The sequence below is a fragment of the Cupriavidus sp. OV096 genome, assembly GCF_900115455.1.
Classification (GTDB): domain Bacteria; phylum Pseudomonadota; class Gammaproteobacteria; order Burkholderiales; family Burkholderiaceae; genus Cupriavidus.
The window spans coordinates 592,484-607,475 of record NZ_FOWM01000002.1; the positions used below are offsets into that span (position 1 = coordinate 592,484).

17 protein-coding genes are annotated in these 14,992 nt (G+C 69.0%); 1 reads left to right on the plus strand and 16 read right to left on the minus strand.

The annotated features are described in order from the left end of the window. Positions 1-42 precede the first annotated feature (42 nt). Positions 43-717 (plus strand): histidine phosphatase family protein, encoded by a 675-nt coding sequence (locus BM115_RS06760; RefSeq protein WP_092291903.1) that lies wholly within the window; start codon positions 43-45, stop codon positions 715-717. Between the two features lie 30 nt (positions 718-747). On the opposite strand, the gene BM115_RS06765 is transcribed toward BM115_RS06760, so the two are convergent. From BM115_RS06765 to BM115_RS06840, 16 genes are all read right to left on the minus strand, one after another. Then, positions 748-1,410: a queuosine precursor transporter gene (locus tag BM115_RS06765; RefSeq protein ID WP_255370731.1), complete on the minus strand. Its 663-nt coding sequence runs from the start codon at positions 1,408-1,410 to the stop codon at positions 748-750. A 250-nt stretch (positions 1,411-1,660) separates the two neighbouring features. Then, positions 1,661-2,245, minus strand: coding sequence for a BPSL1445 family SYLF domain-containing lipoprotein (locus tag BM115_RS06770; RefSeq protein ID WP_092291905.1), 585 nt, complete (start codon positions 2,243-2,245; stop codon positions 1,661-1,663). 62 nt (positions 2,246-2,307) lie between these two features. Then, positions 2,308-2,889, minus strand: a complete 582-nt coding sequence (locus tag BM115_RS06775; RefSeq protein ID WP_092291907.1) for a hypothetical protein — start codon at positions 2,887-2,889, stop codon at positions 2,308-2,310. 248 nt (positions 2,890-3,137) lie between these two features. Further along, positions 3,138-4,208 carry a Holliday junction branch migration DNA helicase RuvB gene (gene ruvB / locus BM115_RS06780; protein WP_092292147.1) on the minus strand — a complete coding sequence of 357 codons (1,071 nt, stop codon included), beginning with the start codon at positions 4,206-4,208 and terminating at the stop codon, positions 3,138-3,140. A gap of 60 nt (positions 4,209-4,268) precedes the next feature. Next, positions 4,269-4,850: a Holliday junction branch migration protein RuvA gene (gene ruvA, locus BM115_RS06785; protein WP_092291909.1), complete on the minus strand. Its 582-nt coding sequence runs from the start codon at positions 4,848-4,850 to the stop codon at positions 4,269-4,271. A gap of 77 nt (positions 4,851-4,927) precedes the next feature. After that, positions 4,928-6,097 carry a glycerophosphodiester phosphodiesterase gene (locus tag BM115_RS06790; RefSeq protein WP_092291911.1) on the minus strand — a complete coding sequence of 390 codons (1,170 nt, stop codon included), beginning with the start codon at positions 6,095-6,097 and terminating at the stop codon, positions 4,928-4,930. 75 nt (positions 6,098-6,172) lie between these two features. Further along, entirely contained in the window at positions 6,173-6,718 is a 546-nt protein-coding gene (ruvC, locus tag BM115_RS06795; protein WP_092291913.1) for a crossover junction endodeoxyribonuclease RuvC, read from the minus strand. Between the two features lie 108 nt (positions 6,719-6,826). Continuing rightward, entirely contained in the window at positions 6,827-8,401 is a 1,575-nt protein-coding gene (gene purH / locus BM115_RS06800; RefSeq protein WP_092291915.1) for a bifunctional phosphoribosylaminoimidazolecarboxamide formyltransferase/IMP cyclohydrolase, read from the minus strand. 16 nt (positions 8,402-8,417) lie between these two features. After that, the gene (locus BM115_RS06805) at positions 8,418-8,651 is read right to left on the minus strand and encodes a Fis family transcriptional regulator (RefSeq protein ID WP_092291917.1); all 234 of its coding nucleotides are present in this window, start codon (positions 8,649-8,651) and stop codon (positions 8,418-8,420) included. Next, complete coding sequence (gene dusB, locus BM115_RS06810; protein ID WP_092291919.1) at positions 8,648-9,724, minus strand: tRNA dihydrouridine synthase DusB; 1,077 nt, start codon at positions 9,722-9,724, stop codon at positions 8,648-8,650. Before dusB ends, BM115_RS06805 begins: the two co-directional genes overlap by 4 nt. A 196-nt stretch (positions 9,725-9,920) precedes the next feature. Then, positions 9,921-11,204, minus strand: coding sequence for a UbiH/UbiF/VisC/COQ6 family ubiquinone biosynthesis hydroxylase (locus tag BM115_RS06815; RefSeq protein ID WP_092291921.1), 1,284 nt, complete (start codon positions 11,202-11,204; stop codon positions 9,921-9,923). Next, positions 11,140-11,679, minus strand: a complete 540-nt coding sequence (locus BM115_RS06820) for a hypothetical protein (protein WP_255370716.1) — start codon at positions 11,677-11,679, stop codon at positions 11,140-11,142. The genes BM115_RS06815 and BM115_RS06820 overlap by 65 nt, the downstream gene beginning before the upstream one ends. Further along, complete coding sequence (locus BM115_RS06825) at positions 11,676-13,082, minus strand: aminopeptidase P N-terminal domain-containing protein (RefSeq protein WP_092291923.1); 1,407 nt, start codon at positions 13,080-13,082, stop codon at positions 11,676-11,678. The genes BM115_RS06820 and BM115_RS06825 overlap by 4 nt, the downstream gene beginning before the upstream one ends. Positions 13,083-13,182: 100 nt before the next feature. Beyond that, complete coding sequence (gene murU, locus BM115_RS06830) at positions 13,183-13,932, minus strand: N-acetylmuramate alpha-1-phosphate uridylyltransferase MurU (protein WP_092292149.1); 750 nt, start codon at positions 13,930-13,932, stop codon at positions 13,183-13,185. Positions 13,933-13,937: 5 nt separating this feature from the next. Next, the gene (locus BM115_RS06835; protein ID WP_092291925.1) at positions 13,938-14,261 is read right to left on the minus strand and encodes an AzlD domain-containing protein; all 324 of its coding nucleotides are present in this window, start codon (positions 14,259-14,261) and stop codon (positions 13,938-13,940) included. Then, positions 14,258-14,935: an AzlC family ABC transporter permease gene (locus BM115_RS06840; RefSeq protein WP_255370732.1), complete on the minus strand. Its 678-nt coding sequence runs from the start codon at positions 14,933-14,935 to the stop codon at positions 14,258-14,260. The genes BM115_RS06835 and BM115_RS06840 overlap by 4 nt, the downstream gene beginning before the upstream one ends. Positions 14,936-14,992 lie beyond the last annotated feature (57 nt).

Sequence of the window (14,992 nt, forward strand, 5' to 3'; positions counted from 1 at the left end):
GGCGCAGACCCGGCGCGCAACCGTCGCCCCCAAGGAACCGGCATGTCGCAAAGCTCCGGGCCGCAGTCGCTGGCCTACACCCACCTGATCGTGATCCGTCATGGCGAGACGGCCTGGAACCGCGCGCGGCGCCTGCAGGGCCAGCTCGATATCCCGCTGAACGAGGTGGGCCGCGCCCAGGCGGCCGCGCTGGCCGAGGCGCTGGCCGGCGAGCCGATCGACGCCATCTATTCGAGCGACCTGGGCCGCGCCATGGAAACCGCCATGCCGCTGGCCGAGACGCTGGGTCTGCAAGTGCGGCCCGACGCCCGCCTGCGCGAGCGCTGCTACGGCGACCTGGAAGGCATGACCTATGCCGAAGTGGCCGAGCAGCGCCCCGAGGACTTCGCGCGCTGGCAGGCCCGCGTGCCGGACTACGCGCCGCCCGAGGGTGAGTCGCTGCTGGAATTCCACGAACGCGCGGTCGAGGCCGCGCTGGCGCTGTCGCGCCGGCATCCGGGCGAGCGCATCGCGCTGGTGGCGCACGGCGGCGTGCTCGACTGCCTGTATCGCGAGGCCACCGGCATGACGCTCGAGGCGCCGCGCCAGCACGAACTGCTGAACGCCAGCGTCAACCGCCTGCGCAGCGACAGCGCGCACCTGACCCTGCTGCAATGGGGCGATGTGAGCCACCTGGAGGCGCTGGCGCTCGACGAAGTCGACAAGCGCGTGCCCTAGCCGCGCGTCCGGGGGCCCACCCCGGAAGGCTCAGACCTTGAGCCGGAACGGCGTGAAGTTGGTGTGCCGGTCGAACCAGTCCTCGTTCTCGGCCCGCTTCAGGAAGCCCACCACCTTGTAGGTGACCGGCGTCATGACCACTTCCCAGGCCGTCTTCAACACGTACTGGGCCACGGCCACCTGGATGACCTTCTCCAGCGGCCAGATGCCATAGAAGGCAATCACGTAGAACAGCGAGGAATCGACCAGTTCCCCGGCCAGCGTGGAGCCGATGGTGCGCGTCCACAGCCAGCGCCCGCCGCTCCACAGCTTCATCTTCGCCAGCACGTAGCTGTTGGTGAAGCTGCCGCAGCAGAACGCGATCAGCGACCCCAGCGCGATCCGCCACGTGTTGCCGAACACATCCTCCAGGCTCTTCTGGTAGTCCGCCATGAACGGCGCCACCGGCATCTTCAGCACCACCAGGCTCATGAACGTGGCGAAGGCCAGCGCGGTGAAGCCGGCCCAGACCACGCGGCGGTCGCGGCCATAGCCGTAGACCTCGGTCAGCACGTCGCCAAAAATGTACGAAATCGGGAAGAACAGCACGCCGGCGCCGAAGGTGACCGGGCCGATCACGGGTAGCGTGACCTGCGCCGCCTTGGCCGCGCCGATCAGGTTGGAGCAGAGCAGTACCGTGACGAAGGCCACCATGACCAAGTCGTAGTAGCGGTAGACGCGACCAGTGTGCGCGGCATCGACGGCAGGGAGGGGCGTGGCGTGAGACTCGGGCGAGGACAGGGGCGGGGGCATGGGCGGGAGCGCTTCCGGTGCGGGGGTTCGCGCGATTATGCCAGCGCGGCGCCACACGTGTCGGCAAGCCGGGCCCGCCGGGCCCGCAAAAGAAAACTCCCGGCCGGAGCCGGGAGCCAACACACCCTGGAGGATGGGAAAACCAGGTCGATCAGAGCGACAGCTTGCTGATCTTGGAGCCGTCGATCGAGGCATCGAACATCAGCCCCGCGTTGGTCTGCACGAAACCGATCACCGGCTGCTGGCCCGTGACGGTATCCAGCTTGCCGTTCGCGCCGATCTTGGCCAGCGCCACGCTGCCGTCCACGCCGGCCGTCCAGCCGCTGGACTGCACGAACTTGTTGTAGGCCTCGGGCGTCATGAACATCAAGATCACCGCTTTCGACTGGCCGCCGGCGGTGAAGCCGAACGAGGCCGAGATCGTGCGGTAGTAGCCCACCGTGGCGCCCTTCGAGCGCAGCGCGCCGTCGCCGTACTCGCCGGCCACGACCAGCCCGCCGCCGATCACGCGCGGGAACACCAGAATGCCCTGGGAACGGTTAGCCAGCTCGCGCGAGCCGTCCACCGAGGCGTAGAGCCGGTTCAGCGCGCCGTCCACGCCGGCGTCGATTTCCTGTTTCTTGGCGGCGGCGTCCTCGGGCGTCTTGGGACCCGTGGTGGTGCAGCCCGCGGCAAAGGCCGTGGCCACGAGCAGGCCCGATCCGGTCACCCGCGTCACGAAATGGCGTCGATTCATATGCAACCTCCTGATGGGGAAAAGTACTGCATTCGACTCTTTCCGGTGGTTCGGACCGGACTTCAGCCGGCGTTAGGCGACTTCACGGTGATGGCGACCACCTCACGCACGACGATCTTCGCCATCTGGCCCTGCTTGATCTTGGTGAGGTCGATGTTCGGGTCACGGACCTTGACCGTGCGCAGCGTCTCGCGCGGGCCACGGAAGGTCACGGTGCGATTGGCGGTATCGATCTTGGTGATCTGCGCCGTGATGGTGGTGGTGATCTCGCGCATCACGCCGGGCTTGCCGCCCTCGGCCGCGCGCGAGGTGCGCTCCACCTGCTCCACCAGCGGGGTGTCCTTGCTGTCGAGCGGCTCCAGCGCCGCCACCACGGCCGCCGCGCGCGTCAGCGTGACGATGTCACCCTTGCGCACGTTGCCGATATTCTTGGCCTCGTCGCCGCCCACGATCTCGACGATATTGCCCTTCGGCCCCTGCACGAGCACGGCCTTCGAGTTGACATCGACATCGACGACCTTGCCGCTGATAACGGCTTCCTCGGCGATGCCGACCGGCGCAGGCGTCTTCTGCGCATGCACGGCGCCAGCGGCCAGGAGCAGGCTGGCAAGCAAGGCAAGGGTCGGGATGGGTCGCTGGATCATGGCTCTGAGTCCTTTCTGGCGCAATGGGCGCTGTAAGTGGAAACTGATGGAGCCATTGTGGACAACCGGCCATAAGCGGGCAATCCACTTCGAAAAAATTTGGAGCGGTGCGCGAAAACGTTTAACTGGCGGGGGCGGGCTGCAATGCGCGGTCGTTGCGCACTGCAGCAGGCCGGATTCGGCTGATTTTGTCTGGGGAGAGGCTTAGGGGACGCTCAGCGGACGCTTAGGGGACGCTTAGGGGACGCTCAGGGCGTCTCAAGCAGATCGCTGCCGGAGTCGTCCTGCGGCGTGGCGAGCCCGAAATGCCGGTACGCCGCCGCCGTCGCCACCCGGCCGCGCGGTGTGCGCTGCAGGTAACCTTGCTGGATCAGGTAGGGCTCCAGCACGTCCTCGATGGTGTCGCGCTCCTCGCCGATGGCCGCCGCCAGGTTGTCCACGCCCACCGGGCCGCCGCCGAACTTGTGCAGCACGGCTTCCAGCAGCTTGCGGTCCATCAGGTCGAAGCCGACGCGATCCACGTCGAGCATCGCCAGCGCGGCATCGGCCGTCTCGCGGCTGATCGTGCCGTCGCCCTTCACCTCGGCGTAATCGCGCACGCGTCGCAGCAGCCGGTTGGCGATACGGGGCGTGCCGCGCGCCCGGCGGGCTATCTCGAGCGCACCCAGGGGCTCGATCACCGCGTTGAGCAACTGGGCCGAGCGTGTGACGATGCGCGCCAGTTCCTCGGCCGTATAGAACTCCAGCCGCGCCACGATGCCGAAGCGGTCGCGCAGCGGGTTGGTCAGCATGCCGGCGCGCGTGGTGGCGCCCACCAGCGTGAACGGCTGCAGGTCCAGCTTGACCGAGCGGGCCGCCGGGCCTTCGCCGATCATGATGTCGATCTGGTAGTCCTCGAGCGCCGGGTACAGGATTTCCTCGACGACCGGCGAGAGCCGGTGGATTTCGTCGATGAACAGCACGTCGTTGGCTTCGAGGTTGGTCAGCAGTGCGGCCAGGTCGCCCGGGCGCTCGAGCACCGGCCCGGAGGTCTGGCGCAGGCTCACGCCCATTTCGCGCGCGATGATGTGGGCCAGCGTGGTCTTGCCGAGGCCCGGCGGGCCGAACAGCAGCACGTGGTCCAGCGCCTCGCGGCGGTTGCGGGCCGCGTGCATGAAGATGTCGAGCTGGCCACGGATCTTTTCCTGGCCGACGTACTCGTCCAGCAGCTTGGGCCGCAGGGCGCGCTCGAAGGCCTCCTCGCGGGCGGAGGCGGGGGTGGCCGAGATAACCCGTTCGGGCTGGCGCTCGGCGCCGGTGAGCTTGTCGGTTTCGATCATGGCGGTGGAATGCGGGACAGCCGTCATTCTACGCCGGCTGCCTCTCGCGCTAGCCCTTCGCTAGCCCTTCGAGAGCGACTTCAGCGCCAGCTTGATGCCGTCGGACACACCCGTGCCGGCCGGCACCTGCTTGATGGCCAGCGCGGCCTCTTTCTCGGAGTAGCCCAGCGCCAGCAGGGCGTTGAGCACGTCCACGGCGCTGTCGGCGACGGGCGTGGCGCCCGGCGCGTGGCCCAGTTCGGCCCCCAGCTTGCCCTTGAGTTCCAGCAGCAGCCGCTCGGCGGTTTTCTTGCCGATGCCTGGAATCCGCGTCAGCCGGCCTGCCTCCTGCAGTGTGACGACCTGCGCCAGTTCGCTCACGGACAGCCCCGACAGCACGGCCAGCGCCATGCGTGCGCCGATGCCGGTGATCTTGATCAACTCGCGGAACGTGTTGCGCTCGGACGCCGAGCCGAAGCCGTAGAGCAGGTTGGCATCCTCGCGCACGATCTGCTGCGTCAGCAGCGTCACCGGCTGGCCCACGGCGGGCAGGTTGTAGAACGTGCTCATCGGCACGTCGATCTCATAGCCCACGCCGTGGCAGTCGACCAACAGGTGCGGGGGATTCTTCTCAAGCAGGGTGCCGGCAATGCGACCGATCATGGTGGGCAGGGTGGGGTGACGAAATTGCCGGCAAGTGTAGCGCGTGCGGGTGGCGCGCTGGCGGTTATCGCTGCGGGTTATCGCTCCGGTGCGCTGTCCACGGCGCGGCGGCCCAGCGCCGGGTCGTCGGTGAAGACGCCATCCACGCCGGCGGCCAGGAAGGCCTGGATTTCGCGCACCAGGCCGTTGGGGCTGCGCGTGGCGTCATCGCCGGCCACCCGGAACGGCTTCGGCAGGAAGCTGTTCTCGGGCCGGAACGTGTACGGGTGGACCGTCAGCCCGGCCGCGTGGGCGTTGGTCACCAGCGCCGTGGGGGCGGCCAGCCCGCCCTGGGCGTCGCGTGGCACCACGTTGCTCTTCTCGGGGCCGATGCCGTTGGCGTAGGTCGCCACTTCGCGCAGGCCCAGTGGCGTGAGCATCTCGGCGTAGTTGCGCGTGTCGCCGGCCAGGCGCCAGTCGGCGGGGCGGCTGGACGGGCTGCCAATCAGCTGTACGATCTTCACGTTCGGCATCGAGGTGCCCAGCAGCCGCTTCATCGTGCGCAACGGGCCCACTTCGAACGACTGGACGAAGACCGGCGCGCTGCGGGCGTAGGCGTTGGCCTGCAGCGCGGCGGCGACTTTCTCCTCGAGCGGCAGGCCGATACCCCGGAAGTAGCTCGGGTGCTTCAGCTCGGGGTAGATCCCCACCGGGCGGCCGCGCTTGATGGCCGCCTGCGAGGCCAGCCGCAGGATTTCGTCGAAAGTGGGAATCTCGAACTGGTCGTTCAGCTTGGCGTTGAGCGGGCGCAGCTTGGGAATGCGCTCGCGGGCGCGCAGCGTCTTCAGCTCGGCCAGCGTGAAGTCCTCGGTGAACCAGCCGGTCAGGCGTTCCCCGTCGATGACCTTGATGCGCTTGCGGTCGGCAAACTCCGCCACTTCGGCCACATTGGTGGTGCCGGTGATGTCGTTCTCGTGGCGGGCGACCAGCACGCCGTCGCGGGTCATGACGAGGTCCGGCTCGATCACGTCGGCGCCGTCCTCGATGGCCTTGGCGTAGGACGCCAGCGTGTGCTCCGGGCGCAGCGCGCTGGCGCCGCGATGGGCGATGACCAGCGCTTTCGGGGCCGGCGGGGCGGCCGGGGCGGGCGCCGGGACCGCCGCGGTGGAGGCCGCCGCCTTGTCCTTATGTGCGTGGTGCGGCGTGGCGCAGCCCGCAATCAGGGTGGCAGTGGCAAAGGCAAGGGTCAGGCGGGGAAGGAAGGACATCGCGCGGCGTTCATGGGATGGGGCGGAACGCCGATTGTACGAGCAGAGGCCGGAGTTGGCCTGTCCGGCGCCGGACTACCCGACCAGGCGCCCGCGCCGTACGCGCAGCCCCTTGCGGGCCAGGTCGGGCGCCATGCCGGCCAGCGTGCCGAGGGTATCGCCGCCGTTGGCATGGCAGATGGCCACGCCGAGCGCATCGGCCGCATCGGAACTCGGCCTGCCGGACAGCGCCAGCAGCCGCATCACCATCTCCTGCACCTGTTCCTTGTTGGCCCGGCCATAGCCGACCACGGCCACCTTCAACTGGAGCGCGGTGTACTCGAACACGGGCAGGCCATGGCCGACAAGGCCGCAGATGGCGGCCCCGCGCGCCTGGCCGAGCATCAGCGTGGACTGCGGATTGACGTTGACGAAGACCTTCTCGATGGCCGCGCAGTCGGGCGCATAGGTGCGGGCGACTTCGGAGATGCCGTCGTAAAGGGTCTTGAGCCGCTCCGGGAGGCTGGAATTCCCGTCGCTCTTGATGGTGCCGGAGGCCACGTAGGCCAGCTTGTTGCCGTGTTTTTCCAACACGCCAAAGCCGGTGGTGCGGAGGCCGGGATCGATGCCGAGGATGCGCATGGTGTTGTTTGGGCTTCGTTCGTCGTGGTGCTTTGCTAGACCACCCCTCTCCCCGACCCTCTCCCACTGAGGGGAGAGGGCCGGCGCCTCAGTATGCGCCGCCGCGTCTCAATGCCGGAAGTGGCGCGTGCCGGTCAGCACCATGGCGATGTTGCGCTCGTCGGCGGCGGCGATCACCTCGTCGTCGCGCATCGAGCCGCCCGGCTGGATCACGCAGGTTGCGCCTGCATCCACCACCACGTCCAGGCCGTCACGGAACGGGAAGAAGGCGTCGCTGGCCACGGCGGAGCCCGCCAGGGTCAGGCCGGCGTTCTGCGCCTTGATGCTGGCGATGCGGGCGGAATCCACGCGGCTCATCTGGCCCGCGCCCACGCCCAGCGTCATGCCGCCGCCGCAGAACACGATGGCGTTCGACTTCACGAACTTGGCCACGCGCCAGGCGAACATCAGATCGTCCATTTCCTTCGGGGTGGGATGGCGGCGCGTCACCACGCGCAGCTCGGACGGCTGCACGTTGCGCGCATCGGGGCCCTGCACCAGCAGGCCGCCGCCCACGCGCTTGAGGTCGTATTGGTTCACGCCCTTGCCCAGCGGAATCTCCAGCAGACGCACGTTCTGCTTGGCCGCGAACACGTTGCGGGCCGCCGTGCTGAACGACGGGGCGATCAGCACTTCCACGAACTGCTTCGCCACGGCCTGCGCGGCGGCTTCGTCCAGTTCCACGTTGAAGGCGATGATGCCGCCGAAGGCCGAGGTCGAGTCGGTCTTGAAGGCCTTGTCGTAGGCTTCCAGCGCGTTCACGCCCACGGCCACGCCGCACGGGTTGGCGTGCTTGATGATCACGCAGGCGGCGCCGTTGGCGGCATCGAACGACTTCACGCACTCCCACGCGGCGTCCGCGTCGGCGATGTTGTTGTACGACAGCTCCTTGCCCTGCAGCTGCACGTAGTTGGCCAGCGCGCCGTCCACGGCCTTCAGGTCGCGGTAGAAGGCGGCCGACTGGTGCGGGTTCTCGCCGTAGCGCATCTCCTGCACCTTCTCGAAGGCCAGGTTCAGCGTCTTCGGATAGGCGCTGCGGGCCTGGTGCGACTTGTCGGCGCCGAGGCTGGTCAGGTAGTTTGTGATTGCACCGTCATATTGGGCGGTATGCGCGAAGACCTTGGTGGCCAGGCGGAAGTTGGTGTCGTAGCCGACGCTGTTGGCGTTGGCGCGCATTTCGTCCAGCACCACGGCGTAGTCGGCCGGGTCCACGATCACGGTCACGTCGCGGTGGTTCTTGGCCGCCGAGCGCAGCATGGTCGGGCCGCCGATGTCGATGTTCTCGATGGCGTCCGGCAGCGTGCAGTCATCCTTGGCCACGGTCTGCTGGAACGGGTACAGGTTCACCACCAGCAGGTCGATGGTGGGAATCTGGTGCTCGGCCAGCGCGGCCATGTGCTCGGGCAGGTCGCGGCGAGCCAGGATGCCGCCGTGCACCTTGGGGTGCAGCGTCTTCACGCGGCCGTCCAGCATTTCCGGAAAGCCGGTGTAGTCGGCCACCTCCGTCACGGGCAGGCCGGCGTCGGCCAGCAGTTTGGCGGTGCCGCCGGTGGAAAGCAGCACCACGCCGAGCGCGTTCAGGTCGCGCGCGAAATCGACGATGCCGGTCTTGTCGGAAACGGAGAGAAGGGCTTGCTTGATCATGGCTTGGGGGAACGCTTCAAAGTAAACCGTGTTGCTGCAGCTTCTTGCGCAGCGTGTTGCGATTGATGCCGAGATAGGCGGCCGCCAGCGACTGGTTGCGCTCTGCGCGCGCCATCACGGCTTCCAGCAGGGGCCGTTCCACGGCCTCCAGCACCATGTTGTACATATTGGACGGCTCTTCGCCGTCCAGGTCGCGAAAGTAGGTATCCAGGCTGTCCCGGATGCATTGATCGATGGCGTTGCGGCTCATGCGGCAAGCAATTCCTTGTTCTTGTTGTTGTTGTCGGCGTTCTTATCTTGGCCTTCGGCCGTGGCGTCGCCGTCTTCCACATAGACCAGGCGGTCGGAAATCGCCGCCTGCTCGTCGAAGAAGGCGTTCACGGCCTCCAGCTGCGCCGTGGTGGACTCCAGCGTGTTCATCCGATGCCGGAACAGGTTCGCGCCCTTGAGGCCGCGCGTGTACCAGGCAATGTGCTTGCGCGCGGTGCGCACGCCGGTGAACTCGCCGTAAAACGCGTAGTGGTCGGCCAGGTGATGGTTCATGATCGCGCGGATCTCGGCCACCTCGGGCGACGGCAGCATCTCGCCCGTCGCCAGGAAGTGTTCGATCTCGCGGAACAGCCACGGCCGGCCCTGCGCCGCGCGGCCGATCATGATCGCGTCCGCGCCGGTGGCGGCCAGCACCTCGCGCGCCTTCTGCGGCGACGTGATGTCGCCGTTGGCCACCACGGGAATCCGGATCGACTGCTTGACCGCCGCAATCGTCTCGTACTCGGCCTCGCCGTGGTACAGGTCCGCGCGGGTGCGCCCGTGGATCGTCAGCATGCTGATGCCGGCGTCTTCCACCAGGCGCGCCACGCGCAGCGCATTCTTGTGCTCGCGGTCCCAGCCGGTGCGGATCTTCAGCGTCACGGGCACGCGGTCGCCCACGGCACCCACCACGGCCTCGACGATGCGCACCACCAGCGGCTCGTTCTGCAGCAGCGCCGACCCGGCCGCCACGTTGCAGACCTTCTTGGCCGGGCAGCCCATATTGATGTCGATGATCTGCGCGCCCCGGTCCACGTTGTAGCGGGCCGCCTCGGCCATCATCCCCGGCTCGGCGCCGGCAATCTGCACCGAGATCGGCTCCACCTCGCCCGCGTGGTTGGCGCGGCGCATGGTCTTCTCGCTCTTCCAGAGCTGGGCGTTGGACGCCACCATCTCGGACACCGCGTAGCCCGCGCCCAGCTGCTTGCACAGCTGGCGGAACGGCCGGTCCGTCACCCCGGCCATGGGGGCGACGAACAGGTTGTTGCGAAGACGATGCGGACCGATCTGCACGATAGGAATAGCGAATGGAACAGGCGCACGTGACGGTTTTGCGTCACATGGCGCGTTCGGTAAACGGGTACTGGGGGAAGGCGCGAGGGCGGGATTTTACCGCCAAACGGACCGGGTTGCCCAAGAAATGAGCAAATATCATGGATGAGGGGGCGGGCCGTGCCTGCGTGGCACGGTGCCCGCCCCCCACGAGGGATCAGCGGCGCGCGCCGTACATCATGTGGCGCGCCAGCGCGTCCTTGAGCGGCGCCACGCAGGCCAGCGCTGCCAGCGACGCCCCGCGCGCATGGGCCGCCAGCGGCCCGCCGATGCCGAAGACACGCGGCAGCAGGTCGGTCACGCCGATGGTCATCGCCCGGTCCACGCGGTGGCGGCCGGCGAAGGCCTGCAACGCCTGCGGCGTGCAGCCGGCGCGCAGCGAGTCAGCCAGTGCGAAGGCATCGCGCAGGCCAAGGTTCAACCCTTGTCCGGCCACCGGATGCAGCGTCTGGGCGGCGTTGCCGACCGCCGCGATGCGGCCATCGACGGTCACCGGCGCCGCATTCAGCCCCAGCGGGAACGCGTGGCGCTTGCCCACCAGCGTGAAGCGGCCCATGCGCGAGCCGAACGCCTCGCCCAGTTCCGCGGCGAATTCGGCATCGGACAGCGCGAGCCGCCGCATGGCCGTATCGGGCGGGCAGCACCAGACCATCGCATAGCCGGCAGTGCCGTGTTCGTCATGCGGCAGCAGCGCGAGGGGCCCTTCCTCGGTGAAGCGCTCCCAAGCCCAGCCTCGCCGCGGTTGCGTACACGTCACATGGCCGATGATGGCCGTCTGTTGGTAGTCGCGCCGCCGGGAGGTTTCGGCGCTGCGCGCCAGCCGCTGCGTGCGCTGGTGGAACAGTCCGCCTTCGGCCTGCACGGCGAGGCGCGCCGTGACCGCCATGGGCAGCCCGACCTGATCGGCATGCGAGGTGCCGGTCAGCCGCACCAGCGCGGCATCTTCCTGCCGCTCGGCCTTGGTGTCCTGCGCGATGTCGTCGATGCGCGTCTCGAACTGGCGCGCCAGGCGGCCCGGCGCGGCGTCCGCGGCACGAGCCAGCGCGCGTTCCAGCGTCTGGCACAGGTCGCCATAGCGCACGACATAGCCGAGCGCCGGCACGCCGTAGTCGTCGTGATGCAGTTTCACGTGGCCAAAGCGCCCGCGCTGCGACACGTGAATGTGCTCGATAGGTTGCACCGGCATCGGCCACGCGCCAATCTGCTCGAGTAGCTGGCGGCTGCCGTGCGACAGCGCAATCGCCCGGGGGTCCCGCGCGGCGCGGGCCGGCGTGGCCGCATCGATCAGCACGATCCGCCACGGCGTGGTGCGCAGCAACTGCGCCGCCAGCGCCAGGCCGACGGGCCCGCCGCCGACGATGGCGATGTCGAACGGCTCAGGGCTGGGCGCCGGACTGTGGCTGGGACTGGGAGTGGTGCTGAGGGTCACGGGGCTTGTCATCAGGAGCTTCCTCGCCGGATTGGGCCGTATCGGCCGCATTCGCCGCATTCGCCGCGGCACGCTTCCACAGCACGGCATCCGTGCGCGACTTGCCGGCGGCGGCATCGCGCAGCGCGTTGTCGAGCTTCTGCTGGTGGAAGCCGGGCAGGGCCTGGAGGTGCGCCACCAGCGCATCGCCGTTGGCGGCGTCCAGCGGGGCCACGCAGCCCTGCTTGCTCTCGGCGTCGCCGGCCAGGATCAGCCAGGCGGCGCCGGTCCACGGCGCGCGGTCGGAAACCCGCACGATCACGCGTTCCAGCGCGTCCCAGGCGAGTTCCTCGCGCTGGCCGTCAGGACGATGCACGACCAGGCGGTCGTCATACAGATTGATCACGAACGGCTCGCCCGGCACCACTTGCCGCGCTGCTGCGGGCTTGCTGGAATGCGTGTGTTGCGTGCCGCCACCGCTGAACAGCTTGCGGAGCAGGGTCTTCATCGTGCGATGTCTCCCAGGTTGTCGCGCATCAGCGCTTCGATGTCATCGGCCTTGACCGGCACGCCGCGCGTGAGCAGGTCGCAGTCGCCGGCGGTGACGACCGCGTCGTCCTCGATCCGGATGCCGATATGCCAGTAGCGCTCCGGCACGTCTTCAGCCGGGCGCACGTAAATACCAGGTTCGATGGTCAGCACCATGCCGGGTTCCAGCGGCCGCCACGGCCGCTCGCCCTCATGGCCGGCGGGCAGCGGGCCCGGCGCGCGGTACTCGCCCACGTCGTGCACGTCCATGCCCAGCCAGTGGCCGGTGCGGTGCATATAGAAGCGGCGATAGCTGCCGCTGGCCAGCACGTCGTCGAGCGTGCCTTCCTTGTTGCGATCGAGCAGGCCGGTGTCGAGCATGCCCTGCGCCAGCACCTTCACGGCGGCGTCGTGGGGCACGTTGTACGGCACGCCGGCGCGCGTCTCGGCGATGGCGGCGTCCTGCGCGGCCACCACCAGGTCGTACAGCTCGCGCTGGGCGGGCGAGAAGCGGCCCGAGACCGGGAAGGTGCGGGTGATGTCCGACGCATAGCCGTCGAGTTCGCAGCCGGCGTCGATCAGGCACAGGTCGCCATCGCGCAATTCGGCCGGGCCGGCGCGGTAGTGCAGCACGCAGGCGTTCGGGCCGGTGGCCACGATCGAGTTGTAGGCCACGCTCTGCGCGCCATGGCGACGGAATTCGTAGAGCAGTTCGGCTTCGAGGTGATATTCGCGCAACCCGGCCCGCGAGGCGCGCATGGCCCGCACGTGCGCCTGGGCCGAGATCTCGCCCGCGCGGCGCATGATCGCCACCTCGCCGGCGTCCTTGAACAGCCGCATTTCGTCGAGGATAGTGCGCACGTCGAGCGCGGCGGACGGTGCGGCCACGCCGGCGCGGCCCTGCATGCGCACGGCGTCGAGCCAGCCGCGCACCTTCAGGTCCGTCTCGGCCGAGGCGGCCAGCGGGTAGGCCACCTGGGCGCGATTGGCCAGCAGCGGCGGGAGCAGGGCGTCGATTTCCTCCACCGAGTGCGCCTCGTCCAGGCCGAACGCGGCGCGCGCGCCTTCCGGGCCATGGCGGAAGCCATCCCAGATCTCGCGCTCCTCGTGCTTGGGGCGGCAGAACAGGATGCTGCGGTCCGCGCCGGGGCCTTCCCCGGGCGCGCCGGCCACCAGCACCAGCACCGCCTCGGGCTCGGTGAAGCCGGTCAGGTAATAGAAATAGCTGTCGTGACGATAGGGATAGTCGCTGTCACGGTTGCGCATGGCCTCGGGCGCGGTGGGCACGATGGCCACGCCGCCGCCGCCGGCGCGCAGATGTTGCAGCACGCGGGCGCGGCGGTCGCGGCAGGCGCCAAGCAGGGCGGAGTCGGGTGCGGACATGGAGTGGGTGGCGAGGTGGCGAGGTGGGGAATGATGCCGATTCTAAACCCGTCGGCGTGCGGGTGGCCCCGCTGGGAGCCTGGCTGGTGGCGCGGGCGCCTCAGGCGCCGCCGGTGCCGGTGGCGGGCACGCCCAGTTCGGCGCGCAACTCGGTATCCAGCGCGGCCAGCTGCGCCGGCGTGCCGACGTTCTCCCAACGGCCGTCGAAACGTTCGCCGGTGGCATCGCTGCTGGCAATCGCTGCGCGGTAATAGGGCGTCATCGCCACTTTCTGACCCGGCGCGATCTCGCGGAACAGGCGCGTGTCGTACAGGCCGATATTGCCGAAGGTCAGCGGCACGGCATCCCCCGCATCATCGGGCAGCCGCAGCAGGCCGTCGGCGCCCAGCGCGAAGTCCCCGCGCGGGTGGAAGGGCGGATTGGGCACCATCACCAGGTGCATCATCGGTCGCTCCGCACCGGCCATGGCGCGGGCGCGCGGCAGCAGCGCGGCGTAGTCGAAGTCGCAGAAGATGTCGCCCGACACGGCCAGGAAGATCTCGCCGGCGTCAGGGTTTGGCGTCAGTAGCGGCAGGGCCTTGGCGATGCCGCCAGCCGTCTCCAGCGCGCTGCCTTCGGCCGACCAGTGCAGGCGCACGCCGAAGCGCGAGCCGTCGCCGAGCGCCGCTTCCAGCTGCTCGCCGAGCCAGGCATGGTTGATGACGATGTCGGTCAAGCCGGCGCGCGCCAGCGCCTCGATCTTCCAGACGATCAGCGGCTTGCCGCCCACGCGCAGCAGCGGCTTGGGGCAGGTATCGGTCAGCGGACGCATGCGGTCGCCGCGTCCCGCCGCGAAGATCATCGCTTTCAGGGTGTTCACAACCAATACTCCAGGGCGATCAGCGTGGCCATGCCGCCGGCAATCGTCCAGCCCACGCTGCGCGTGTAGGCGGCGATGACGATGGCCACCAGCCCGGCCACGAGCCGGGTGTTATAGGGGCTCAGGTAGAGCGCGCCGTCGTGCATCAGCAGGTCCGGGGCGATCAGCGCCGAGAGCATCGCCGCCGGCACGAACTGGAGCGCGGTGCGGAACCAGGACGGCAGCCGCACGCGGCCTTCCACGGCGATGAACGACAGCCGGATCAGGTACGTGGCCAGCCCGGCGCCCAAAAACACCCACAGCAAGGTCATCGGATTCATGCCGCCGGCTCCTTGCGCGGGCTGCGGCCCGGCGTGGGGTGCCCGCGCCCGAGCAGCAGCATGCCCGCCGCGATGCCGCCCAGCGCGGCCACCATCAGGCCCAGCTTGTGCGGCAGGCCGAAGCAGGCCACCGCCAGCGCCGTGGCCACCAGCGCGGCGGCCACGTGGGCGCGGTGCTTGAGGTTCGGCACGATGATGGCGATGAAGGTCAGCGGCAGGAAGAAATCGAGCGGCCAGTCCTGCGGCACCTGCGCGCCGACCAGCACGCCGGCCAGCGTGGAGAGCTGCCAGCTCGACCACAGCGAGAAGCCGGCGCCGAAGTAGAACCAGTGGCGGTAGCGCGCCCGCTCGCCGGTATCGCCCAGGCGGCGCGTCATGGCGGCGAAGGCCTCGTCGGTCAGCAGGTAGGCCACCAGCGCCTTCCAGCGGCGCGGCAGCGGTGCCAGCGACGGGGCGATCGTGGCCGAATAGAGCGCGTGGCGCAGGTTGACCATCGCCACGGTGAAGGCGATCACCAGCGCCGGCGTGCCGGCCGCCCAGAGTTGGGTCAGGATCATCTGGGAGGCGCCGCCGAACACGATGGCGCTCATCGCGCAGGCCAGCCAGGCGGGCATGCCGGCATTGACCGCCAGCACGCCATAGATCAGGCCGAACGGCACCACGCCGAGCAGCATCGGCGCCAGCGCGCGCACGCCGGCCCACCATTCCCCGCCACGGGTGACCGGCGCGGG

Bases quoted from the DNA above. Each gene is read 5' to 3' on its own strand.
- BM115_RS06760 (WP_092291903.1), top strand. From the start codon at position 43: ATGTCGCAAAGCTCCGGGCCGCAGTCGCTGGCCTACACCCACCTGATC.
- BM115_RS06765 (WP_255370731.1), bottom strand. From the start codon at position 1,410: ATGGTGGCCTTCGTCACGGTACTGCTCTGCTCCAACCTGATCGGCGCG.
- BM115_RS06770 (WP_092291905.1), bottom strand. From the start codon at position 2,245: ATGAATCGACGCCATTTCGTGACGCGGGTGACCGGATCGGGCCTGCTC.
- BM115_RS06775 (WP_092291907.1), bottom strand. From the start codon at position 2,889: ATGATCCAGCGACCCATCCCGACCCTTGCCTTGCTTGCCAGCCTGCTC.
- ruvB (WP_092292147.1), bottom strand. From the start codon at position 4,208: ATGATCGAAACCGACAAGCTCACCGGCGCCGAGCGCCAGCCCGAACGG.
- ruvA (WP_092291909.1), bottom strand. From the start codon at position 4,850: ATGATCGGTCGCATTGCCGGCACCCTGCTTGAGAAGAATCCCCCGCAC.
- BM115_RS06790 (WP_092291911.1), bottom strand. From the start codon at position 6,097: ATGTCCTTCCTTCCCCGCCTGACCCTTGCCTTTGCCACTGCCACCCTG.
- ruvC (WP_092291913.1), bottom strand. From the start codon at position 6,718: ATGCGCATCCTCGGCATCGATCCCGGCCTCCGCACCACCGGCTTTGGC.
- purH (WP_092291915.1), bottom strand. From the start codon at position 8,401: ATGATCAAGCAAGCCCTTCTCTCCGTTTCCGACAAGACCGGCATCGTC.
- BM115_RS06805 (WP_092291917.1), bottom strand. From the start codon at position 8,651: ATGAGCCGCAACGCCATCGATCAATGCATCCGGGACAGCCTGGATACC.
- BM115_RS06815 (WP_092291921.1), bottom strand. From the start codon at position 11,204: ATGACAAGCCCCGTGACCCTCAGCACCACTCCCAGTCCCAGCCACAGT.
- BM115_RS06820 (WP_255370716.1), bottom strand. From the start codon at position 11,679: ATGAAGACCCTGCTCCGCAAGCTGTTCAGCGGTGGCGGCACGCAACAC.
- BM115_RS06825 (WP_092291923.1), bottom strand. From the start codon at position 13,082: ATGTCCGCACCCGACTCCGCCCTGCTTGGCGCCTGCCGCGACCGCCGC.
- BM115_RS06835 (WP_092291925.1), bottom strand. From the start codon at position 14,261: ATGAATCCGATGACCTTGCTGTGGGTGTTTTTGGGCGCCGGGCTGGCC.
- BM115_RS06840 (WP_255370732.1), bottom strand. From the start codon at position 14,935: ATGCTGCTCGGCGTGGTGCCGTTCGGCCTGATCTATGGCGTGCTGGCG.